Genomic DNA, 23,494 nt, shown 5'->3' on the forward strand with positions numbered 1-23,494 from the left:
CATTCTCAGTCCTGGGACTGCTTGTCGTGCATGGCGTGGAACATGCGGCCACGCTCGGCGTAGAGAATGCAGCCGATGGCACAAAGTCCATAGACTGTGTAGGCGAGGCCAAGGGGCTGGGTCGTGCCATCGAAAAGCTGCCCCATGATGTACCCCAGGATCGCGCCGCCAAGCGTCGAAATGGTGCCGATGACGGAGGAAGCGGTTCCGGCGATGGCGCCGAGCGGTTCCATGGCCATGGCATTGAAATTAGCACCCAGGAAGCCGAAGCTGGTCATGATCAGCGTTGCCAGTATCATGAACGCCCAGAAGTTCTCCAAACCTAGAAACGCCAGAATCCACACGATAAATCCGAGCGCGGTGTAGACGACCGCGGCCCCATGGGAGAGCCGCCGCATGCCGATGGCTTCCACCAGCTGCGCGTTGGTGAAGGACGCACCGGCCATGGTGATGGCAATGGCAGCGAAGACGATCGGGAACAGCGTCCCAAGGCCGAAAATGTCGACAAAGATCTGCTGCGACATGGCCAGGAACGAGAACAGGCCGCCGAAAATGAATGCGGTGCCGACGGTGTAGCCAAGGCTCACGCGGGTGGTCAGAGCCGTCATATAGGCACTGACGATGGTGGAGACTTCCATCGGGCGGCGGTTTTCGACCGCCAGGGTTTCCGGCATCCTGAGGGCGGACCAGATCATCATCGCGACGCCGTAAATGAGCAGAAGCGCGAAGATCCAGTGCCAGCCGGCAATCAGGAGAACGGCCTGGCCGATGGAGGGCGCGACCACGGGAACGGCCATGAAGACCATCATCACCAGTGACATGACCTTGCCCATGCGCCTGCCGGTGTAGCAATCGCGCACGACGGAAAGCGCCGTGACGCGGGCAGCCGCACAGCCGATGCCCTGAAGGACGCGCGCGAGCAAAAGCGTGTCGAGATCCATCGCGAAGATGGCGCCGATACTGGCAAGGCTGTAAAGCGCAAGGCCGCCGACGAGGATGCCGCGCCGCCCCAGTGCATCTGTTACCGGGCCGAAGAAGAGCTGCGCCCCGCCAAAACCCACCAGATAGGACAGGAGCACAAGCTGGCGGTTGTTCTCCTCAACGATGTTGAGTGCATCGCCAATCGCGGGCAGGGCCGGCAGCATGACGTCGATGGCCATGGCATTCAGCGCCATGATCATGGCGATGATGGCAACAAACTCGGCAAAGGGAATGCCTGGCTCGCGCAGAACTTCTGAAGAAGAGCCTGAAGCACCCTTTTCTGCCGCCGGCGTTGCGGCGGCTGTGCCGGAGGGTTCACTGTCGTGTTTCACGGGGTCGGACCAATTCAAATGGGTGGGCTGCCGGGCAGCCGCAAAGCTTGAGAATGGGAAAGAAGCGGCAGAGCGGCCTTGAATCAATAGCAGACTATTCGCTTGTGCAGCTCAGGTCCAGCGTGCGGCGTCCGTGTCGTCTTCGGTTTTCGCTTCCACCCAGGCTCCGGTGCCGCCTTCCGCAGGGTGTTCCTTCTTCCAGAAGGGGGCGCGGGTCTTCAGGTAGTCCATCAGGAAGTCGGCAGCCTCGAACGCGGCCCGGCGGTGGGAAGAGGCTGCGATCACCAGAACGATGTTATGCCCTGGTGCGATCTTGCCGAAGCGGTGGATCACGGTAAGGCCCGTCAGCGGCCAGCGCTCCGCCGCTTCTCCGGCAATCCGGGTCAATTCGGCTTCGGCCATGCCGGGATAGTGTTCCAGTTCCAGCGCCGCCAGAGTTCCGGCTTCATCCCGGCACAGACCTGTGAAGGTCACCAGCGCACCGACGTCCTTGCGTCCTTCTGTAAGACGAAGGCTTTCGGCCTGCAGGTCGAAGTCTTCTGCCTGGACGCGGACAAGCGGGGTTGTGGCCATCGTTCAGCCGCCTGTCATGGGCGGAAAGAAAGCAACTTCCCGGGCATCGCCAAGCACAGCGTCGGTTTCCACATGCATCTGGTCAAGTGCGACGCGAATGGCGTCTTCTTCCTCGAACGCGGCGGCGTGATTGTCGTCGAGTGTCTTCAGATGCGAGATCAGATCAGCAACTGTCGCAACCGATGCCGGAACCTCGATGGTTTCCTCTTCGACGCCGACCCGTTCACGGACCCAGGCGAAATAGCGGATGTTCATGAAACCTCCAGGTGGTGTGCGGTCAGGGCCGGAATGAAGGCGCCTATTCCGTTATTAGATGGCCTATGCCGGCCCGGAAATAATCGTACCCCGTATATAGGGTAAGCAGGGCGGCGAGCCAAAGTGCCACGAGGCCTGTTTGCGTCGTATAGGCGAATACGGTGTCGCCCGCCGGCCCAGCAAGCAGAAAGGCGACAGCGATCAACTGGACGGTGGTCTTCCACTTGGCAAGCTTGGTAACGGGAACGCTGACCTGCAGTTCGGCCAGAAATTCGCGCAGTCCCGAGACCAGGATTTCCCGGCACAGGATGATGATTGCCGCGATCATGGTCCAGCCGTAGATGGTTCCGTCACCGGCCAGCATCAGGAGGCTGACGGACACCAGCAGCTTGTCGGCAATCGGGTCGAGCATGCGCCCGAGCGCGGACTGCTGTTGCCAGGCACGCGCCAGGTAGCCATCGAAGAAATCGGTGATCGCTGCCAGAACGAACAGCGCAAGCGCAACCCAGCGGGCTGTGTTGCCTTCGAAATAAAAACAAACCGCAACCGCAGGAACCGCCAATATGCGCCCATAGGTGAGGAGATTGGGCAGGCTCAGGACAATATTTCGTTTCATGTCGGCTTTCGGATTTCGGGCTGAACCCGGCGCTCTCGGCCCGGGATACGGGTTCCCGGCAGCGCCATGACTATTCATTTCCGGTGAAGATCCGGTCCTTGCTCAATCGAATATGCTATCGCCGACCTGGTCAATCATCAATTTGGCCTTGCGGATCATCTCGTTGGCCGCAGCTTCCTCGTCCGGCAGCGTGTCTGCACGAATGAAGGTATGCACCTTGGTTGTCTCGCCAACCTGCTTTTCAATCCGGCCGCTGACCTGCCATTGGCCGTTCGACAGCTGGGGCTGAGCGACGATCAGGTAACCGTCATAGTCCACCGTCGTTGCCTTCGAGGCGCCTTTTTTGCCGTCTCCGGAAGAGCCGAAAAGGGATTTGAACATCTTGCCGAGCATCTGAGGCCTCAATCCGTTTCATTTGCCCCCTTTTACGAGGGGCGGGGAATGGCTTCAAGGGGAGAGGCCGGAGAAGCTTGCGGGAATTTGCATTCTTCAGCGCAAGGTGATGGGGCAGAGGCGTCTCGTCCGGCCTGCTCACCTGTTTGGCGACTTGAGGTTCCTGCGTTGTCTGGCTTGAAGACCTAGCGATCGAGCACGACGAAACCCTGACGTTCGAAGGCTTCGCGCGCGTCGGGGCCCTGGAGATAGGCTAGAAACTCTTCTTCCGCGGGTGTGTCCCGATTGGCCAGATCCGCCACCGGATACACAATCGGCGGATGGCTCTCTGCCGGAAAGGTTCCAACGACAGTCACATTGTCCTCTGCTACGGCGTCCGTGGCATAGACAATGCCGTAGGGCGCTTCACCCGTTGCCACCAGGGCGAGCGCGGAACGAACATTGTCCGACTGCGCTACACGTGGTTCCGCATCGTCCCACAGCCCGAGGCTTTGCAGGGCTGCCTTGCCGTAAATGCCTGCGGGCACCGCATCGACCAAAGCCATGGCAAGACGGTTGTCGCCCAGGATTTCGGGGAGGTTCAGATCGGCCGAAATATCGAGCGGCTTTGCTTCACGGCCGTGTGCAATCAGGACGAGGGAATTGTTCAACAGGTCGAACCGGGTGCCGGCCTCCAGCAGCCCGTCCCTTTCCAGAACATCCATCCAGTCCGGATTCGCCGAGATGAAGATGTCCGCCGGTGCTCCCTGCTGGATCTGCCGCGCCAGCGCCGAAGAGCCCGCAAGTGATATCACCAGATCGTGTCCGGTGGCTGCTTCGAAACGCTGCTCGATCTCTTCCAGGGCGTCCGCCAGGCTTGCTGCGGCAAAAACGGTGACTTCCCCTGCTGCCGCAGTGGTTGGCTGAGCCGCAAGGCCTGCAAGAAAGGCCGCACCAGCCAGAGAGCGCAAGCAGGCGAAGACACTGGAATTGGACATGCAGCTGGTTCCTCAAAATTGCGATATGTTTCTTCGGGAATATCGCAGGCGAAGCTGCCAAAAGGCAAGCGTTATATTCCGTCGGGAATATCGCTCAGCAGGGTTTTCAGTTTTTCGATGTGCGGGTCTCCGGCGGCACGCGCCTTCAGTTCAATTGCGCGATACTCCTCGAGAACGGCGAGGCCGGTCTCGGTAATCTGCGCCCCACCGCCTTTTGCGCCGCCGCGGCTGCGTTCCACGAGGGGAGAGCGGAACATGGCATTGAGTGTTTCCACTAGTTGCCAGGCCCGCTTGTAGCTCATGCCCATCTCACGGCCCGCGGCCGCTATCGATCCGGTGCGCTGAATGCGTTCCAGCAACTCGGCCTTGCCGGGGCCCATCATTTCGTCCGGGCCGAACACGAGGCGGATGCGGAACCGGGGACTGCTGTCTTCGTCTCTCATACGCCGATATTGACCTTGCCGGCCACGCCTGGACAAGGCGCAAATTTCGGTTCCGCGGGTTTGTCCAAGTGTGCCGGCGAGGTCGTCGCCGACGGATTGGCTCAACGTACGGTAGACCCGGCGAATCCCGGACCGGTGCGCAGGTACCGCGCACCGGCTCGTTTGGTCTATTCGGCAGCCTCTTCCATTGGGCTCTGCCGCGCTGTGGCAAGCTCGCTTGCATCTTCCCAGCCGGGGGCATCGTCGAAGGCGACGACGGGGCGCTGTTTCTTCCGGTTGAGCAGCAGTCTGGTGGCGTCCCGCTTGGCATAATGACCCGCCGGATCGGCAGCTGCCTTGGCGAAGGCGATCATGCCGAGGTCGAGGTCCGCAAAGACGAGGCCTTCTTCGTCCTGAGCGATCTGCGTGCCGATTTCCTGTCCGTCCGGGGCGTAGATGCGGGTATAGCCGCCGCCGAGCGGGCATAGTGCTTCCTTTTCCGGATCGCCCTGGCAGAGCTCGTCCTGGATGTCCTTGGTGACCAGCGAGCAGGGTGCAAGCACGAAGCAACCGCCTTCAACCGCATAGATCATCGACGCCGCGTTGTTGACTTCGTGGCCAAGGGCGTAGGCCGTGCCCTTGTAGAGGTGGAGATTGGGCCAGGCGGCACAATGGATCTGCTCGTTCTGGGCATACATGGCGTATTTCGACAGCGGTTGCAGGTGTTCCCAGCAGGCCAACTGGCCGATGCGGCCGAGGGAGGTTTCGACCACGGCAAGATCAGAGCCGTCGCCTTCGCCATAGACCGTGCGTTCCACGTGGGTGGGTTTCAGCTTGCGCCGGCGGTTCACGACCGTGCCAGTCTCGTCGAAATGCCATTGGGCTATATAAAGCGAGCCGCCGTCACGTTCCGAGCAGCCCATGGAAAGCTGGATGTTGTTTTTCCGGCAGGCGTCGGCCAGGCGCTTTTCATGGTCCGAACCGGCGACGATGGAATTTTCGAAATAGCGTCCGGCAAACTGCATCTGCCAGGCGACGGGGCCGAGCCAGATGTAGTTTGGATAACCGGGCAGCCAGGTTTCGCTGAAGGCGACCAGTCTGGCTCCGGCTGATGCAGCTTCCTCGATCAGGCGCACGGCCTTGTCGATGCCGGCATCAAGATCGAGAAAACAGGGGGCAGCCTGGACGGCTGCGACTTTGAATTGCTTGGTCATGTGATGTCCTCCTAGGCCTCCCAGCCTGCCGGAGTGAAGAAGAGATTACTTTTGTCCCTGAGCCAAAAAACTTGCGTTTTTGGGCAGACTGCCGAAAATCGACCAGTCGAACACGGAAACGGATATGAGCGGCCAGGCCTCATACAGCACAGTGGACATCGCCCCGCGCGATCGCTTCGCCTATTGGCGGGAAGCAGTCTGTGACTCTTATGTCCAGCTGGGCTGTGAAGCGGGCGAGGGCCCCGGTTTCGTCGGCAGTCTGGATATCGAGCGCCATTCGGCCCTGTCCGTTTCCAGAGTGTCCGGGACAGCCCACAGGGTGGTGCGGCGTCCCAGCGACATCCGGTCGGCGTCGGAAGCCGATTTCCTCGTCAGCCTGCAGACCGCAAACTCCTCGCGTCTGACCCAATTCGGAAAAACATCGGTGCTGCGTCCCGGCGACATGGTGGTCTATGACAGCACCCAGCCCTATTGTCTGGATCTGACGGAACCCTTCTCGCAAACGGTCCTGCAGTTTTCGAAGGCAAGTCTGCTCTCCCGATTGCCATTTGCCGAGACGCTCGGCGGAACCTGGATCGACGGGCAAAGCGACATCGGCCGTCTTGTGCGGGAGAGCATCCTGGCGTTTTCAGCCCACCTGAACAGCGGCTCTCCGGCGTTCGCCTCAACGCTTCAGGAAACACTTCTGGACCTTGTGGCGACCGGGCTGGCGGGCAGCCGCAAGAGCGAGCTGGCGCTTTCCTCGTTCGATCGTCAGATCCTGCTCAGGGCGCGCAGCTGCATTGCGCGCCGCATTCACGATCCGGAGCTGGACCGGAACCAGGTGGCGTCGGCCACCGGACTGTCGGTACGGCGTCTCAACGCGATCTTCCAGTGCGAAGGGTCTTCGATCGCAGGCGAAATCCGGCAGAAACGGCTGGAGGTCGTTGCAGCGGCGCTGCATGACCCGAGATTTGCAGCGATGTCGATCAGTGAAATCGCGATGCGCTGCGGGTACAACAATCTGCAGCATTTCTCGACACTGTTTCGCAAGGCTTTTGGCCGTTCGCCCCGGCAGTACCGGGGCGAGGAAGAGTAATCGCGGTAAAGGGTCCCGCGAAGATGAAATCAGGCAGAGGCCTTGGCTGACTTAAGCTCGTCGCGGATTTCGATCAGGACGTCGATTTCCGACGGGCCGGTCTTGACCTCAGGCTCTACGTCGTCCGGCTTTTCAGCCATGGACTTGATCCGATTGACCGACTTCACAAGCATGAAGACGACAAATGCGATGATCATGAAGTTGATGCAGGACGTCAGAAAGGCGCCATAGGCGAAAACGGCGGCTCCGCTTTCACGAGCAGTGGCAAGACCGGTGCCGGCAGGAACCTCCCCGGACAGAACGACATACATGGAGGTGAAGTCGATGCCGCCGATGATGAGCCCGATAATCGGGTTGATCAGGTCATTGACCAGGCTGGTGACGATGGCGGTGAATGCTGCGCCGATGATGATGCCGACGGCAAGGTCCATGACGTTGCCCTTGGCGATAAAGTCGCGAAATTCCTTGATCATATGCATACCCCAAAAGTCTTCGGATCGCTGACCAGAGTGCGCGCGGTAGCACCTTCAACGAATTGGGCTGCGGCGGGGCTTCTTGTCAGAAAAACCGATAATCCTGCTCTAGGGGGCTTTGTCCATCACAAAGTGAGGGCACTGCGACCAGTCCGAGGTGCGGTGCTGCAAGGTTCCGAACGGAAAGTGGCGATCAGCCCAGCTTCCGCTCGCTCCAGTGACGGCGGCAGAGCGAGACATACTTGTCATTGCCACCAATAACGACCTGGTCGCCTTCCTCGACGATCTTGCCGTCCGCATCCAACCGGGCAACCATGGTTGCCTTGCGTCCGCACCAGCAGATGGTCTTGATTTCCTTCAGATTATCCGCAAGCGCCAGCAAGGCGGCGCTGCCGGGGAAGAGCTTTCCCTGGAAATCCGTTCTGAGGCCGAAGCACATTACCGGAATGCGCAGCGTGTCGGCCACCCGGGCGAGCTGCCAGACCTGGTCTTCCGTCAGAAACTGGGCTTCATCGACGAAGACCGCGTCGACCTTTTTCGCTTCGTCGGCGCGCAGTATGTGATCAAAGACGTTGTCAGCCGAGTTGAAGACATCGGCATCCGCTCCCAACCCGATACGCGATGCGATCCGGCCCTTGCCGCCCCGGTCGTCGAAGGCGGCGATCAGGAGCAGCGTGTTCATTCCGCGCTCCTCGTAGTTATAGGCGGCCTGCAACAGGACGGTCGACTTGCCGGCGTTCATCGAGGAGTAGTTGAAATAGAGCTTGGCCATGCGGAACTTTGGGAATCGGTCTTGAAGTTGCGGGCAGTTTTCAGGAAACCACCCGAAGCCTCAAACACTTTCCGGTTGAAGTCACAGCCAATGACTCAATTTCAGGTGACGGGGGCCGATTGCCGGGTTCAGTTCGCTGGCGTCTGGGCGATCTCCACGATCAGCGGCAAATGATCGGAACCGATATCGGGGCCAAGCGAAACGTTGACGATCTGGATGTCCCTGGAAACGGCGAACTGGTCGACAGGCGCACCGAGGATCCAGTGCAGGCTGTAGTCGAAGAAGAAGCGCGTCGTCTGTGGCCATCCGTCCGGATAGGCCGTCTTCAGCCCGTTTCGTGTCAGTGTCTGCTGGAACCGGGCAGACCAGGGTGAACTGTTCCAGTCGCCGATCGCCAGAATGTTGCTGCCGTTGTCGGCCTTCAAGGTATCGATGACGTTATCAGCCTCGTCGAAATAGCGGCGCTTGTTCTCCCAGCGGATCTTCGAACGCGGGCTGTCGGGATGAATGACCAGGAGATGCAGCGGAGCCGAACCGGTGTCGACGGAGAGCGACAGCAGTTCCCTGTCGCCATCGTAATAGACATTTGCCCCGGGAGGGACATCGCCAGAGATGACACGGGTTTCTTCCGACGTCAGCGGAAAGCGGGAATAGACCGCCAGGCCCCCCAGGTCTCCGACCTTCAGGTATTCGGGAAATCCGTTCTTGCCGGCACCGCCGGTCGGCAGCCCCAAGCGTTGCCAGCGGCGTTCCTGAAGCCACCACAGCACTTCCTGAAACACCACGACATCAGGCTGCTCCTTTTCCAGAAAGGCCTGCAAGACCTTGTCACCCAGAAACAGGTGTTCAAGGTTGATGGAGACGATCTTGAGCGGACGGTCTCCCGGCGCGGCGGGACCGAGAGGCTTGGTGTTGGCAAGCGTGCGAGCTCCGGTGAACCCGGCCAGGCTGAGAAAGGCGATCACGGCCACGAACCAGGTCAACCGGTACAGCAGACGCAGCCGGTGGCGAACGAGGAAACCGGCCGCACCGCCAAGACACCCTGCCAGGCCTGCGGCCAGAAACTGTCGCAGGAAGAAGCTCATGTTGTCCGCAAGCCAGACGTCCGGTGCCAGAAAGGCAAGCAGGCCGAGCACACTGACTGCAATGGCACCAAGGCTGCCGCACCAACCGATCAGGGATAATACGCTATGGATCAGGGAACGCGGTTTAGCCTGGGGCTTTCGAAACATGGCAGCCTGGGTCCGATTTCATGAGAAGGCGGCTGTGCTTAGCACGGACTGTGCGGAAGGTGCGACCTGTTTTGCCGCAAAGTCAGTTCGCCTTTGCCTCGAGCGCTGTCAGAAGCGGCTGAATAAGCCTTTCATAGGCCTTCCAGCGCCCGACGGACGAGCCATAGACCGGTCGGCGTGCCTGCTCTCGGCTGAAGGTGAAGATCTGGGTGGTCTCGTCAGGGGGCTTCAGGCAATCGTCGTCCCAGTCCAGGCCGGTATGGGCGAGCAGGGCCCGACTTTCCGTCTCATTGTCGCTGACAAGGCTTTCATAGGACTGATGCCTCAAGGCGACCGGCAGAACCTCTGACCAGTGGGCCATCAGATCACGGTAGAGATTCAAATAGCGGCCGAGTGAAGCCTGGCTCTCATTGTAGGAATGATGCGGCGGTAGCGGCGTCATGTAGATCGAAAGGCAGGTGTCTTCCGCGCTCCGCGTCAGATGCACGAAACTGGCGTTGGGAAAAAGAAGGGCGAGAAGCCAGAGGTTTTCGAAATTGTGAGGCATCTTGTCGATTACACGGTGCGCTCTCTTGTCGATATCCTCCAGATGGGAGAGATAGCGGCGGCCGATGCGCTGAGCGTCCTGCCGTGTCATTTGTCGGGCTGCCTCGAAAAGGCGCGGGTCGTGTATCCGGCCGGACGCCAGATCATGAATCCGATCGGGGATGAACTGAAGCTCCCCTGCGGCCCGTGCAGCGGGGTGCCGGCCGATGATCCGCTCGACCAGGGTCGTGCCGGAGCGAGGCATGCCGAAAACGAAAACCGGCCTGTCACTTGAAAGCGCCCAGTCCTTCCGCTGTTCGAAAAACTCCCGGTCAAAGACGCCCTTGCAGGTTTTCACGAAGGTTTTCTGCACGCCCGGATCGTGGGCGGGGTAAAGGCCCGTCCGGTATCCGTCGAAAAAGGAAAATGCCTTGCCGGTGTCGCCTGCAGCGTCGCAGATCTTGCCTGCGGCAAACGCAAGACGGCTGACTTCGGCGGTTGTGGCACCTTGGGGCAGGTTCGCAAGATGCCGTTCAATCCCGTCAAGGACACTCGCCTTGATAGTTTCGTCCTGAGCTTCGGCAGCCGCGGTCAGGATTGCGGGATCGGAAGGCGCCTCGGTGAAGGCGGTGCGAATATGATTTTCAGCAAGCTCCCGATTGCCGAGCGTCATTTCCAGTTCGAAGAGGCCCAGATGAGCTCGTGGCGACTGCGGATCAGCCTTCAGAGCCTGCTCGAAGGCCTGCCGGGCAAGTCCGGAGCGCCGGAGATCGGCGTAGACTTCACCGAGGACGCGCTGCGCGTATTCAGACCCGGGTGCGAGCGACGCTCCTTTGCGTGCATGAGGCAGTGCGTCTTCGCTGCGCCTCTCGATGTTGAGCGCGCTTGCAAGTGTGGTGTGAACCACTGCTTCCTTTTTCGCGCCTTTTGCGGCCTCTTCCAGATGCGGGATCGCCTGCGCGGTTCGGCCGAAGGAGAGGCAGGCGATGCCCAGGCCATACCGTGCCCGGGCATTGCGCGGATCGTTCTGGAGCAATGCCTCCAGAAGCGCCTGAGCGCGGTCGAATTGCCCGGCTTGAAGAAGAGCAAAAGCTTGTTCGGTCGGATCTGGGTGCATCTTTGTCCGGTGGTCTGCACCGCACAAGCGGCTGGTCTCGCGAACACACCCGTTTCCAAAAAAGGCGCGGAAGACGCGCCGGGTGCCGGTTTGTCGCTACAGCTTGTGATAAACCGGCCTGAAGATGCAACCCTCCGGTGTCAGGTTTCGATCTCTGCAAGTCCTTCGAGCAGCGGGCCAATGTGATCCCGGTACTTTTCGAAGCGGTTCATGGCCCCTGTATGAATGGGCTGCCTGACCTGGGCCATGGAGAAGGTGAAGACCTGCGCCTCATTGCTTTCGTGATGGCGGCAAGCATCGTCCCAGGCCAACCCGGCATGACTAATCAGTAGTGGGCGCTCCGTATCCGGATCGCTTACAAGGGTCTCGTAGGACTGATTGCGGATCTCAACCGGCAGCACCGTGCTCCAGTGCGTCATCAGCTTTCTGTACTGGCCATAATAATGGGCGAGCGATTGCTGGCTTTCACAGTAACCGTGCTTGCCGGGCAGGGGCGTCATGTAGATGGAGACGCAGGTGTCGGCCGGGTTGCGGCTGACATGGCAGAAATGTGCATTGGGGAACAGGAGGGCGATCAGCCAGAGGTGCTCGAAATTCTGCGGCATCTTGTCGATCACGCGGGCACTTTTCTTGCTGAAACCGTCGAGCAGGGTCAGGTACTTGCGGCCGATGCGCTGGGCGCTCTTGCGGTCAAGGGCCTGGGCGGCGTCGAAGAAGGCATTGTCACCGGTGTGGCCTGCCGTCAGACCGTCGATCTGCTCGTCAAAGAAGCTGAGTTCGCCCGCAGCCGTTGCTTTCGGGTGGGCAGACAGGATGGCCTCCACCAGCGAGGTGCCTGATCGCGGCATGCCGAAGACGAAGATGGGTCTGTCGTTGGTGAGGGCAAAATCCTTGCGGTCTTCGAAAAACTGTTTCGAGAAGACTTCCCGGCAGGTTTCGACGTGGCGTTCCTGCCGGTCGGCATCATAGTGACCGTAAAGGTCGTCTCGATGCAGGCCGAGGTAATGGAAGGCCTTGGGAATGTCGCCGGTGTCGTCGCAGATCTTGCCGGCGGTGAAGGCAAGCCTTGCCCGCTCGACCTTCGCCATCGGCCGTTCCGCATCGTTCAGCAGGGGCTCGATCTTTTCCAGCGCCTCTTTCTTCAGTGAAAGGTCGGAGAGGTCCCTTGCACTGATGAGAACCGAGGGTTCCTCGGGAGCCAGTTCCAGTGCGCGCCGGAAATGGGTTTCGGCCTCGTCCATCTTGCCGAGCGAGACTTTCAGCCGCGAGAGCGCCAGATGTGCGATCGCCGATGCCTCGTTGATGGCAAGCGCGTTTTGAAAGGCATGTTCGGCCATGACGGGCCGCCGCAGCCTTGCGTAGATCTCGCCCAGGGTGCGGTGGGCGAATTCGGACTTGGCGTCGAGGGCGACTGCCTTGCGCGCATATGGCAGGGCCTCCTCGAAACGGTTGTCGAGGGTGAGGGCATCCGCAAGTGTTGCGAAGATGACGGCTTCCTTCTTCGCGACCTTCGCGGCAGCTTGTAGATGTTCGATTGCCCGGGATGCGTGACCGTGGGTCAGATAGATGACACCAAGCCAGTGATTGACCTGAGGATCTCGCGGATTGGCTGCATTGAGATCGGTCAGGATCTCCAGCGCCATGCCGTAATCCTTTGCGTCGATGCACCGAAGCGCGGCTTCCAACGGGTTTGACACTCTCAGAATTCCTTGGCTTTGGCAAAATCATTGGCCGGGAGGAACCTCCGGCCGGACGTCCTATTCATGAAAATGGTCATAGACCAGTTTGGCAATCGCCTCGGAAATGCCGGGCACGGCGGCCAGGTCGTCGACCCCTGCCTTGGAGACGGCCTTGGCCGTGCCGAAGTGGCGCAGTAGGGCCTTCTTCCGCGTCGGACCAACACCCGCGATCTCATCCAGCGGGTTCCTGGTGATGTCCTTCTTGCGGCGGGCCCGGTGGCTACCGATGGCAAAGCGGTGCGCTTCGTCGCGCAGGCGCTGCACGAAATAGAGGACGGGGTCGCGCTCGGGCAGCATGAAGGATTGCCGGCCGGGGATGAAGAATTTCTCCCGTCCGGCATCCCGGTCCGGTCCCTTGGCGATGCCGACGAGCGGGACATCGGTGATGCCGAGGCTTTCCAGCGTCTCGCGGGCCGCTGTCAGCTGGCCCTGGCCACCGTCGATGAGGACCAGTTCCGGCCAGGCCGGTACGCCGGTATCGGCAGGCGCCGTTTCCACTTCGCCCTCATCGGTATCCTGGAGGGCTGGGTCGACCGCCTCCGGTTTGCTGTCTTCGCGGGCATGTTCCTTCAACAAGCGGGAGAAGCGCCGCGTCAGCACTTCGCGCATCATGCCGTAGTCATCGCCGGGGACGAGATCTTCCGACTTGATGTTGAACTTGCGGTACTGGCCCTTGGCGAAGCCTTCCAGGCCGGCAACGATCATGCCGCCCACCGCATTGGTGCCCATGATGTGGGAGTTGTCGTAGACCTCGATCCGGCGCGGCGGTTGGGGCAGGTCGAAAGCTTCCGCGACCCCTTTCAGCAAACGGGCCTGGCTGGAGGTTTCCGCAAGTCTGCGGCCGAGCGCTTCGCGTGCATTGGTCAGTGCGTGGTCGACCAGTTCCTTCTTTTCCCCGCGTTTGGGGCAGGCGACGTCGACCTTTCGGCCTGTGCGTTCGGAGAGCGCCTGCGCAAGAAGGTCCTGTTCGCTCAATTCGTGGGAGAGCAGGATCTGACGTGGAGCGGGCTTGTCGTCATAGAACTGCGCCAGGAAGCTTTCCAGAATATCGGCTTCCTCGAAGGACTTGTCGGCCTTGGGGAAGTAGGCCCGGTTGCCCCAGTTCTGTCCGGTGCGGAAAAAGAACACCTGCACGCAGGTCTGGCCGCCTTCCTGGTGGATGGCGAAAACGTCGGCTTCCTCGACCGACTGCGGATTGATGCCCTGATGCGCCTGAATGTGTGACAATGCCGACAGGCGGTCGCGGTAGATGGCGGCGCGCTCGAACTCCAGATCGGCGGACGCGGCTTCCATCTGCTTTGCAAGCTGGGTCTTGATCAACTGGCTGCGGCCGGAAAGGAAGGCCTTGGCCTCCGATACCAGGCCGGCATAATCCGCGGGATCGATTTCCCCGGTGCAGGGGCCTGCACAGCGCTTGATCTGATACTGTAGGCAGGGACGGGAGCGGTTTTCGTAGTAGCTGTCCGAACAGGTCCGGATCAGAAAGGCTTTCTGGAGCGCATTGATGGTGCGGTCGACCGCGCCTGCCGAGGCAAAGGGTCCGAAGTACTCGCCCTTGCGCTTGCGGGCACCGCGATGCTTGACGATCGCGGGGGATTCATGGTCACCGGTCACCAGGATATAGGGAAAGGACTTGTCGTCGCGCAGCAGCACGTTGAACCGTGGCCGCAGGCGCTTGATCAGGTTGGCTTCCAGTAGCAGGGCTTCCGGCTCTGTCTGGGTGACGACGAATTCCATCGACGCCGTCGCCAGGATCATGCGCATGATCCGGTTGGACTGGCCCTGCAGGCGCGTGTAGCTGGTGACCCGTTTCTTGAGACTGCGGGCCTTGCCGACGTAGAGAACCTCGCCGTTTTCGTCCAGCATCCGGTAGACGCCCGGCCCGTTGGGCAGGCGCTTGACCTCGTCGGCAATGACCTCGACGCCCTTGCGTGCGGGGGCATTGCCGGTCTCCGGCGCGGATACGGCGCTTTTTTCAGAATCAGTATCATCCTGCATGCCAGACATTTAAGCCGCGCAAGGCAATAGGGAAAGAGGCGGGTACGGCGAAGCGGTGCTCTGCTGCCAACTGGCGGCCCAAAGTGTCTTCAGGAGGTGTGACCCAGCACATAGACGGTGGCGATATAGGCGCAATAGGCCGCCGTCATGACAGCGCCGGATATACGGCCGAGACAGATGCGCATTCCAGCCAGGATTGTCAGCAGGATCGCACAGGCCAGCATCACCCAGATATCCAGCTTGAGGACTTCCTGCGGCACGTCGATCGGCACGATGACGGCGGTGATGCCGATGATGGCAAGCAGATTGAAGACGTTGGAGCCGATGACGTTGCCAATGGCGACGGCACCATGCTGGCGAATGGCGGCCATGACCGTGGTGGCAAGTTCCGGCAAGGAGGTGCCGAGGGCGATGACGGTCAGGCCGATGACGGCTTCGCTGACGCCCCAGGAGGTTGCGATCGACGTTGCTCCGCTGATGGTGAAATGCGCACCGAGCGGAAGGCCGACCAGGCCGAGAAGAATATAGGCAAGCGCGATCCAGACGGAATCGGGAACATCCTCAACCTCGTCCAGGCCATCATCGTCTTCCATCGGGATATCGGCAGCGGCGGCGCCCGCGGATGCCGCGGCGATGGCTTTCTGCTCTTTCCTGTGCTTCTGCGCCATCATGGTGGAGGCTGCAAGGAAGACACCGAGCAGTGCCAGGAGAATGAGGCCGGCGGTCAGGCCGATGGGCGTGAAGAAACAGAGCGCCATGAAAACAATGGTGACTGCGACCATGAACAGCGCGTTGCGCGTCGCGCCGGTTTCACCACACGGGGTTGCCGCAATCAGCGCGGGCATGCCAAGAACCAGAAGCACGTTGGCGATGTTGGAACCGACCACATTGCCGATGGCGATGCCGCCGGCGCCTTCCAGCGCTGCTTTCAGGGAAATGACCAGTTCGGGAGCGGAGGTGCCGAAGGCGACGATGGTCAGACCGATGACCAGATTGGGAATGCCCAGACGCTGAGCAATACCGACCGAACCCCTGACCAAGACATCGCCTGCGATAATCAGAACAACAAGTCCGCCTGCAAGGCTGATGTAGTCAAAGAGCATTTACGAATTTCCGGTTCGGGTCAGTTTCAATCTTCGAAGGCGGCTTCAATGTGGCAGCGCCAATGTTCAACTTGGCGCCTTATACGCAATAGATCGGTGAGGGGAAAGCCGCGGACAAGGATCTTTCTACCGGCCAAATGGGGTTCCTGAATGCAAATTGCAATTGTCTTTACGGGTCTTTCATCCTGTCAGAATGTTGCCTCCATTTGTCATCAAAACTCCCCATTCTCAATCCTGATCCGCCACAAACGATCTCCATATCTTGTCATTGGGGGAGAGTGAGGACGCGGCTTTATACCCGTCCAACTCGCAACTGGCCGGCAATTTCCGGCCAACGCACTAATGGATAAAGTGGACCTGGAGTACTCAAATGAAACGTCTTGCACTTGCTGGCATGGCCCTGACAGCCGCGACGGTCGCATCGGCGCCTGTCCTGGCTGCGGATTTGCCGCAATCGCCGGCACCGGCCTATGAGGCGGTTCCGGCTCCGCAACAGAGCATCGACTGGACCGGCCTTTATGTCGGTGGCAATCTCGGATGGGCTTTTGGCCAGTTCGACAACAAGGCCGGCAACAACACCGGGCTTGGAGTGGACGCGAACGGCATCGCCGGCGGTCTTTACACCGGTTACAATTACCAGGTGACGCCGAACATCGTGGTCGGTGCGGAAGCCGACTTCAGCCTGACCGACCTGGAAAAGTCCAAGTCCAACGGTGGCCTTACCCTGCGGTCCAAGTCTGACTGGAACTCCAACTTCCGTGGCCGTGTCGGTTACGCCTTCGACCGTTACATGGTCTATGGTGCCGGCGGTCTGGCGATTGCCGACCTGGAAGTTTCCGGCAATGGCGACACGGACAGCAAGACCGCCCTGGGCTGGACCCTTGGCGCAGGTGGCGAAGCAGCCATCACCAACAACATCAGCGCCAAGCTGGAATACGTCTACCAGGATTTCGGCGAACAGGATTTCAACCTGAACGGAACCGGCGTGAGCTCGGATTTCAACAATTCGCAGGTTCGCATGGGTATTGGCTACAAGTTCTAAGCCAGCCTCCCGGCCGACACGGAAAACCCGGTACCGCAAGGTGCCGGGTTTTTTCATGTCTGCTTTCCGGGTGTCTTCGGTCGGCTGCGGCAAAGAGAAGCGGCTGACGGGCGAACAGGCGGCCGGCGTATACAAGACGATACAAGTCGTTACAAGCTTTTCAGAATTTCGCCCCAGTACCGTGTTACTTAAGGGACCTGACGTTAAGTGCCGGTGCCCGGGTGACTTCCTTACTACTCGCTAGTCCGGCCCTTCAGGTGGAGAGGCGAATGCGGTTTCTGATGCGCGGACTTGTCGGTCTGGCATTGATGGCGATCATGATCGGGTTTGCCGGTTTTGGCGGCTACCGTCTGTATACTGCCATGACGGCAGAAGAGACCGCGCAGCGACGTCCTGCCCGCGAACGCAGCTATTCGGTCAATGTCGCAGAGCTGACATCGCAAACGGTCGCGCCTGTCACGACCGCCTACGGCCAGGTGGAAAGCTGGCGGACGCTGGAACTCAGGGCCAGCTCGGAAGGCAGGCTTGTGGAGGTTGCCTCCAAGTTTCGCGACGGTGCTGCCGTCGCAAAGGGCGAACTGCTGCTGAGGATCGATCCGGCCAATGCGGAATTCCAGGTGCTGGACGCGGAAGCGGCCCTTGCCGATGCCGAGGCCCAGAAGGCGGAAGCCGCGGAAGCCATTGTCGGTGCCGAGCAGGAACTGGAAGCAGCCCGGCGCCAGCTGGACTTGCGCAAGCAGGCGCTGGAGCGCCAGCAGCAGCTGAGAGACAAGGGTTATTCCACGGCCGTACAGGTCGAGACCGAAGAACTGGCCGTCGCCTCCCTCGAACAATCGCTCAGCAATCGCCTGCAATCGGTCATCACTGCACGCAAGCGCATCGAGCGGATGGATCTGACGGTCAAGCGAGCCCGGCTCGCTCTGGATGATGCCAGGCGTACCCTGGAGGAAGTCACTCTGACGGCCCCCTTCACCGGCTACCTGTCTGAGGTCAACGCCACGCTGGGGCGCCGCGTCAGCTCTTCGGAGACACTGGCCCTGTTGATCGATCCGGCGGCGCTGGAAGTCCGTTTCTCATTGTCGACCGACGAATTTTCCCGGCTGCTGGATACCAGCGGAAGTCTGGTCAAGGCACCCGTCACTGCAGTCCTGCAGCTGGGAGGCCGGTCGATCGAGGTTCCAGGTACCATTGACAGGGCCGCGGCCGTGGTCTCTGAAGGCGAAGCGGGGCGGACGCTGTTTGCGACGCTGGATCTGGAGCCGGGTACGGTGCTGCGGCCGGGCGACTTCGTGAAGGTGAATGTGCTTGAACCGGAGCTGACCCGTGTCGCGAAGGTGCCTTCGGCGGCGCTCACGGAAGACGGTCGCATGCTGATCGTTGGCGAAGGGGATCGGATCGAGGAAATCAAGGCGACGATCCTGCGCCGGATGGGCAATGAAGTCATCGTGGCCAATGTCCCCTTTGGCGCTGATTACGTGCGGGAGCGCTTGCCGCAGCTTGGCACCGGTCTGAAGGTTACTCCCCGGCGCAACACCGGTGGGCAGGATGACCCGCAACCTGACGAGCCAGCGACGGCGCAGGCGCTGGAAGCGGGCGAAGCGCGTCTCTCCGGCGACCTGGTGGCGCTGGAACCTGAACGACGCGCGGCGCTGATCGATCAGTTGAACAGGTCCGACATGCCGGAAAACCGCAAGGCCAGACTGCTTGCCCTTCTGAACAAGCCGATGGTGCCGAAAGAGCTGATCGAACGGCTGGAGCATGGCGGCGGCAACAGCGGCTGAACACCGCTGTAAACCCTGTCACATCCGACCTGATATTCTGATTGGAGTGTCCCCACATGCGTTCTCCTGGCGGATCGCAATTTGCCTCGCTGCTGGACTACATGGTCCGGCACCGCACAGCGGCGAACCTGCTACTGGCCATGATGCTGATCAGCGGGTTCGCGGCGTCGACGCAGATCCGGACGCAGTTCTTTCCCGATTTTGTCCGCGAGGAAGTGGACGTCGTGGTCAATTGGTCGGGTGCCGGGCCTGAGGATCTCGACCGGGCCGTTGTCGAAATCCTGGGACCGCAACTGCTTGCCATCAACGGTGTCGACGAAGCCACATCCGTTGCGCGCGAGGGTCGGGCCAGCATCGAACTGGAGTTCGAGGACGGCTGGGACATGGGCCAGGCAACCGACGAGGTGAAGGCCGCCGTCGATCAGGCCCGCTCCAGTCTTCCCGAAGGCATCGACGAACCGGTGGTCACCCGCAGCGTCTATTCCGACCGGGTGACAGATGTCGTCATGTATGGGCCGGTCGATATCGACCAGCTTGCCCGCTTTGCCGAAGATCTCCAGACCGTCTTTTTCCGCCAGGGCGTCACGCGGGTCACCATTCGAGGACTGGAAGACCCGATCATCCGGGTGAATGTCGGCGAGAACATGCTGGTGCGGCATGGTCTGACGCTTGCCGAAATCGCTGACGTTGTTTCGGCGGAGATGGAAACGACGCCCGCGGGCGATGTCGCCGGCAGTTCCGCCCGGCTGCGTACCGGCCAGACCCGGCGCAGCGAGCAGGAGCTGGGAGAGATCGTTCTGAAAGCGCCCTCGCAAGGGGAAAAGCTTGAGCTGCGGTCCGTTGCCGACATTGTCACCGAAGGGGTGGAAAGCGGCCGGGCCTATTATCACAAGGGCATGCCGGCGGTGGTTCTGCGGGTCAGCCGGAGCGCCCAGGGAGACACCATCGAGATCCAGCGGGCCGTAGAGCGGATCACGGCGGACTTCCAGCACACACTTCCCGAAGGTGTTGTCGTTCAGCTGACCAACACCCGCTCGCAGGCGATCATCGACCGGCTGGACATCCTGGTTGAAAACGGCATCTTCGGGCTGGCCCTGGTGCTGTTGTTCCTGTTCCTGTTTCTTTCAGCCAGAACGGCCTTTTGGGTGGCCGCCGGAATTCCGGTGGCGATGGCCGCCACGATCGGCCTGATGTATGTCTTCGGGATCACGCTGAACATGATCTCCGTGTTCGCGCTGATCATCTGTCTCGGCATCGTCGTGGATGACGCCATCGTGGTCGGTGAGCATGCCGACTTCCTGCACAGGCGCGGCTATTCGCCAGCGGAAGCCGCCAGCCTTGCGGCAAGGCGCATGACGGCACCGGTCTTCTGCGCCTCCATCACCACGTTGATTGCCTTTGTCGGACTGGTTGCCATCGGTGGGCGTTTCGGCAGTCTCGTCGCCGATATTCCCTTTACGGTGTCGGTGGTGCTGATTGCCAGCCTGGTGGAATCCTTCCTCATCCTGCCGGCCCACATGAACCACGCGCTGAAGGCCAGCAAGAAGAAACACTGGTTCGACCTGCCCAACCGCCTGTTCAACCGGGGCTTCGTCTGGTTCCGGGAAAAGCTGTTTCGCCGGTTCGTCGGCTGGGTTCTCGCCGTGCGGTATCCGGCTATCGGCTTTGCGCTGATGGTCCTGGCGCTGTCGCTCACCTTGGTTTTCGACAAGTCGGTTCGCTGGCGGTTCTTCAATGCGCCGGAACAGGCGGTGGTTTCCGCCAGCATTGCCATGATGCCCGGGGCAAAACGCGATGACACCAAGGCGATGATTGCGGAGATGGAACGCGCGCTTGACGTGGTCAACCAGCGGTACGGCGAGCAATATGGTGCCGAACCGGTGGTCTTCGCGCTCTCCACCGTCGGTGCGACGGCAGGGCGCGGCCTCATGGGGGCAGATACCAAGGACGCCGACCAGCTTGGCGGGATTTCCATAGAACTGCTCGACCCCGACCTTCGGCCCTATTCGGCCTTTCAGTTCATCGGCGACTGGCGCGAGGAGATCGTAAATCCGCCGCTTCTGGAAACGCTGGCCCTGCGCGGCGAGCGCTCAGGCCCGGGGGGCGACGCGATCGACATCAAGCTCTACGGCAACTCCACGGAAAACCTGAAAGCCGCTGCCGAAAGCCTGAAGCAGTCTCTGGCGCCTATGGAAGGCGTCAGCGCGCTGGAGGATACGCTGGCCTATGACAAGCCGGAGCTGAACCTGACGCTGACACCGCGCGGCGAAGCCCTTGGCTTCACCACAGAGGAAATCGCCCGCATTCTGCGCAACCGGCTGGAGGGCATCGAGGTTGCCGAGTTTCCGATCGGCAGGCGAACGGCAACGGTGAAAGTGCTGTTGCCGGATGAGGAAACGGATGCCGCGTTTCTCTATTCTACGCGGGTGCGCACTGATGCCGGCACCTATGTTTCCCTGAGCGAGATTGTGAGCATCGACAGCACCTACGGCTTTGCCTCGGTCCGCCGCAGCGACGGGCTGCGCACGCTGCGGGTCTTCGGGGATGTATCAGAGGACAATCCGGCAGCCGCTGCCCGAGTGACCGACATACTGCAGAACGAGCTTCTGCCACAGCTTGCCGCCGACTATGACGTCGAAAGCGAGATGAGCGGGCTGGCGGAGCAGGAACGCTCGTTCCTCTCCGATGCACTGATCGGCTTTGCCATGTGTCTGGCCGGCATCTACCTGGTGCTGTGCTGGATCTTCGAATCCTGGACCCGGCCGCTGATGATCATGATCATCATTCCCTTCGGCTGTGTCGGCATGATCTGGGGCCACTACTTGCACGGCATTCCGCTGTCGATGTTCTCCGTGGTCGGTTTCATCGGCATGGCGGGCATCATCATCAACGACAGCATCGTGCTGGTGACCACCATCGACGAATACGCCAAGGACCACCCCTTCCGGCAGGCAGTGGTCAACGGTGTTTGCGACCGGTTGCGGGCGGTCGTGCTGACGACTGCAACGACAGTGTTCGGCCTGGCGCCGCTGCTGTTCGAGACCAGTCGCCAGGCCCAGTTCCTGCTGCCGACAGTCATCACGCTGGCCTACGGGCTGGGCGTCGGGCTGTTCCTTGTCATCCTTCTGGTGCCGGCTCTGCTGGCGGTGCAGAAGGATTTCGGTCAGGCGATCACCAGTGGCAGGCGGCTGCTCAAGCTTCGAGGCAGGACGCCGCTTTCCGGTGGACAGGCGTGACCGCAGGGGGAGGGTGCAGTGATGGACTGGAGCAAAGCCTGAAACCGGATCGGAATACCTGATCCAATCCCGACGTCTTACCAGAAAAGTATCTGATCAAGGTCAGTTCAATCAATCGTGGAAGGAGACACGCATTGGACCGTCGTTGGCTGGGCGATCGTGCCCTGTCTGTGCCCGTTCTCAGCTTGGGGACGGCGAGTTTCACGTCCGGGCCATGGTCTGGCAATGATGCGGGTGCAGCCCGGCGTCTTGTCGACATCTGTCTCGACGAGGGGCTGAACATGTTCGACACCGCGGACGTCTATTCCGGCGGAAATGCCGAAATGGTGCTCGGGCAGGCAATCAACGGGCGCCGGGACAAGGTGATCATCTCCACGAAGGCGGGTCTGCGGACCGGGGCGGGCGAACATGACGTGGGCAGTTCACGCGGCCACCTGCTGACTGCTGTCGAGGGAATGCTGAGCCGACTGCGCACCGACTATATTGACCTGTTCCAGCTCCATGCGTTTGACGCAATGACACCGGTCGAAGAGACCATGGAGGTGCTGGATGACCTGGTGAAAGCGGGGAAGGTTCGGCACCAGGGTGTCTCGAACTATGCCGGCTGGCAGTTGATGAAGTCTCAGGCTGCGGCACGATACAACGGTTGGCAGCCGCTGGTGGCGCACCAGGTGTATTATTCGCTCATCGGCCGCGATTACGAATTCGAATTGATGCCACTGGGCCTGGATCAATGCGTTTCAGCCCTGGTGTGGAGTCCGCTTGGGTGGGGGCGCCTGAAGGGTGGCGGGAAGCACGCTTCAGCAGGCCGGCACAAGGACGCAACCCCGGACTATGCACCGCCTCTTTACGACGAAACCCTTCTGGAGCGCGTACTTGCAGCGTTGGGGGAGGTGGCTCGTGACACAGGCAAAAGCGAAGCCCAGGTCGCACTGAACTGGCTTCTGCAGCGGCCGACCGTGGCTAGCCTCATCATCGGGGTTAGCAGCGAAGCTCAGTTGCGCAACAACATGGAGGCCACCGGCTGGGAGCTGGATGCCGAACATATGCGCCTGCTTGACGAAGCCAGCACCACACCCGTTCCCTATCCATATTGGCACCAACGGGCATTCCCTGAACGCAATCCGCAACCGGTCTGATCATCGTTCCATCCCATGCCCAAACAGCGGGGGAACGTCCTAAGTGGATCAGAAGGGTCAGACTGCGGCCAATTTCACACGCTGGTTTGCAGGAGCATGCCGAGGCCACGCCATGTGGCATGATCTCGCGTTTGGGAGCATTAAACATGCCGAAATGCTCGATGAGCTGGATCGGTCTATACGCCTTGCAATCAAGGGGTATCTGATGCCCAATAATCAGAACAGGAAACTGGTCGGCGGCAACATCCACAGCGTCTGAGGACCAACCCACAAAGCCCCCGACCTACGTTGCTTCAAGGCCTGCTTCCAAGCAGCTCGGTTCGCGGCTTTGTACTTCGCTTGAGTCCTATGGCTCATGCCTCCCAGGTTATAAATCCGGGTTTACGCAGTGGATCCCTCTTTCGATTTGTGCAAAACCGCATCATGTGCTTAATTTTTACGCGAATATTAACTGGGGACTAACCCCGTCGATTTTGATATATATAGTTCAGGTTGT

20 protein-coding genes are annotated in these 23,494 nt (G+C 60.6%); 5 read left to right on the forward strand and 15 right to left on the reverse strand.

Going from position 1 to position 23,494, the window contains the following annotated elements:
- Nucleotides 1-5: 5 nt before the first annotated feature.
- The 8 genes from HEP89_RS14715 to HEP89_RS14750 all read right to left on the reverse strand — a co-directional run bounded on the left by HEP89_RS14715 (nt 6) and on the right by HEP89_RS14750 (nt 5,763).
- Nucleotides 6-1,229 (reverse strand): multidrug effflux MFS transporter, encoded by a 1,224-nt coding sequence (locus HEP89_RS14715; protein WP_168692438.1) that lies wholly within the window; start codon nt 1,227-1,229, stop codon nt 6-8.
- A gap of 195 nt (nt 1,230-1,424) precedes the next feature.
- Nucleotides 1,425-1,886: a molybdenum cofactor biosynthesis protein MoaE gene (locus HEP89_RS14720; protein WP_022998067.1), complete on the reverse strand. Its 462-nt coding sequence runs from the start codon at nt 1,884-1,886 to the stop codon at nt 1,425-1,427.
- A gap of 3 nt (nt 1,887-1,889) precedes the next feature.
- On the reverse strand, nt 1,890-2,141 hold the full coding sequence (gene moaD, locus HEP89_RS14725; protein WP_062487668.1) for a molybdopterin converting factor subunit 1: 252 nt from the start codon (nt 2,139-2,141) through the stop codon (nt 1,890-1,892).
- 43 nt (nt 2,142-2,184) lie between these two features.
- Nucleotides 2,185-2,757: a CDP-diacylglycerol--glycerol-3-phosphate 3-phosphatidyltransferase gene (pgsA, locus tag HEP89_RS14730; RefSeq protein ID WP_022998065.1), complete on the reverse strand. Its 573-nt coding sequence runs from the start codon at nt 2,755-2,757 to the stop codon at nt 2,185-2,187.
- A gap of 102 nt (nt 2,758-2,859) precedes the next feature.
- Nucleotides 2,860-3,150, reverse strand: coding sequence for an HlyU family transcriptional regulator (locus HEP89_RS14735; RefSeq protein ID WP_168692363.1), 291 nt, complete (start codon nt 3,148-3,150; stop codon nt 2,860-2,862).
- Nucleotides 3,151-3,335: 185 nt separating this feature from the next.
- The gene (gene modA / locus HEP89_RS14740) at nt 3,336-4,127 is read right to left on the reverse strand and encodes a molybdate ABC transporter substrate-binding protein (protein ID WP_168692364.1); all 792 of its coding nucleotides are present in this window, start codon (nt 4,125-4,127) and stop codon (nt 3,336-3,338) included.
- A 71-nt stretch (nt 4,128-4,198) separates the two neighbouring features.
- On the reverse strand, nt 4,199-4,570 hold the full coding sequence (locus tag HEP89_RS14745) for a winged helix-turn-helix domain-containing protein (protein WP_022998062.1): 372 nt from the start codon (nt 4,568-4,570) through the stop codon (nt 4,199-4,201).
- A gap of 167 nt (nt 4,571-4,737) precedes the next feature.
- Nucleotides 4,738-5,763 (reverse strand): carbon-nitrogen hydrolase family protein, encoded by a 1,026-nt coding sequence (locus HEP89_RS14750; RefSeq protein WP_168692365.1) that lies wholly within the window; start codon nt 5,761-5,763, stop codon nt 4,738-4,740.
- Nucleotides 5,764-5,887: 124 nt separating this feature from the next.
- Between HEP89_RS14750 and HEP89_RS14755 the strand changes: the two genes are divergently transcribed.
- Nucleotides 5,888-6,841, forward strand: coding sequence for a helix-turn-helix domain-containing protein (locus tag HEP89_RS14755; RefSeq protein ID WP_168692366.1), 954 nt, complete (start codon nt 5,888-5,890; stop codon nt 6,839-6,841).
- Between the two features lie 29 nt (nt 6,842-6,870).
- On the opposite strand, the gene mscL is transcribed toward HEP89_RS14755, so the two are convergent.
- From mscL to HEP89_RS14790, 7 genes are all read right to left on the reverse strand, one after another.
- Nucleotides 6,871-7,314: a large conductance mechanosensitive channel protein MscL gene (mscL, locus tag HEP89_RS14760; protein ID WP_168692367.1), complete on the reverse strand. Its 444-nt coding sequence runs from the start codon at nt 7,312-7,314 to the stop codon at nt 6,871-6,873.
- Nucleotides 7,315-7,507: 193 nt separating this feature from the next.
- The gene (locus tag HEP89_RS14765) at nt 7,508-8,086 is read right to left on the reverse strand and encodes a thymidine kinase (RefSeq protein ID WP_022998058.1); all 579 of its coding nucleotides are present in this window, start codon (nt 8,084-8,086) and stop codon (nt 7,508-7,510) included.
- 128 nt (nt 8,087-8,214) lie between these two features.
- Nucleotides 8,215-9,318, reverse strand: a complete 1,104-nt coding sequence (locus HEP89_RS14770) for an endonuclease/exonuclease/phosphatase family protein (RefSeq protein WP_168692368.1) — start codon at nt 9,316-9,318, stop codon at nt 8,215-8,217.
- An 82-nt stretch (nt 9,319-9,400) separates the two neighbouring features.
- Nucleotides 9,401-10,960, reverse strand: coding sequence for a tetratricopeptide repeat-containing sulfotransferase family protein (locus tag HEP89_RS14775; protein WP_168692369.1), 1,560 nt, complete (start codon nt 10,958-10,960; stop codon nt 9,401-9,403).
- Nucleotides 10,961-11,100: 140 nt separating this feature from the next.
- A complete protein-coding gene (locus HEP89_RS14780; protein WP_168692370.1) occupies nt 11,101-12,657 on the reverse strand; it encodes a tetratricopeptide repeat-containing sulfotransferase family protein in 1,557 nt (518 codons plus the stop codon).
- A 60-nt stretch (nt 12,658-12,717) separates the two neighbouring features.
- On the reverse strand, nt 12,718-14,697 hold the full coding sequence (gene uvrC, locus HEP89_RS14785) for an excinuclease ABC subunit UvrC (protein ID WP_168692371.1): 1,980 nt from the start codon (nt 14,695-14,697) through the stop codon (nt 12,718-12,720).
- Nucleotides 14,698-14,786: 89 nt separating this feature from the next.
- Nucleotides 14,787-15,800, reverse strand: a complete 1,014-nt coding sequence (locus HEP89_RS14790; protein ID WP_022998053.1) for a calcium/sodium antiporter — start codon at nt 15,798-15,800, stop codon at nt 14,787-14,789.
- Between the two features lie 370 nt (nt 15,801-16,170).
- Between HEP89_RS14790 and HEP89_RS14795 the strand changes: the two genes are divergently transcribed.
- From HEP89_RS14795 to HEP89_RS14810, 4 genes are all read left to right on the forward strand, one after another.
- Nucleotides 16,171-16,842, forward strand: coding sequence for an outer membrane protein (locus HEP89_RS14795; protein WP_168692372.1), 672 nt, complete (start codon nt 16,171-16,173; stop codon nt 16,840-16,842).
- A gap of 269 nt (nt 16,843-17,111) precedes the next feature.
- Nucleotides 17,112-18,623, forward strand: a complete 1,512-nt coding sequence (locus HEP89_RS14800) for an HlyD family efflux transporter periplasmic adaptor subunit (protein ID WP_022998051.1) — start codon at nt 17,112-17,114, stop codon at nt 18,621-18,623.
- Nucleotides 18,624-18,679: 56 nt separating this feature from the next.
- Nucleotides 18,680-21,859 carry an efflux RND transporter permease subunit gene (locus HEP89_RS14805; RefSeq protein WP_168692373.1) on the forward strand — a complete coding sequence of 1,060 codons (3,180 nt, stop codon included), beginning with the start codon at nt 18,680-18,682 and terminating at the stop codon, nt 21,857-21,859.
- 134 nt (nt 21,860-21,993) lie between these two features.
- Complete coding sequence (locus HEP89_RS14810) at nt 21,994-22,998, forward strand: aldo/keto reductase (protein ID WP_168692374.1); 1,005 nt, start codon at nt 21,994-21,996, stop codon at nt 22,996-22,998.
- Nucleotides 22,999-23,494: the final 496 nt, after the last annotated feature.

Source organism: Labrenzia sp. 5N (assembly GCF_012395805.1).
GTDB lineage: Bacteria > Pseudomonadota > Alphaproteobacteria > Rhizobiales > Stappiaceae > Roseibium > Roseibium algicola.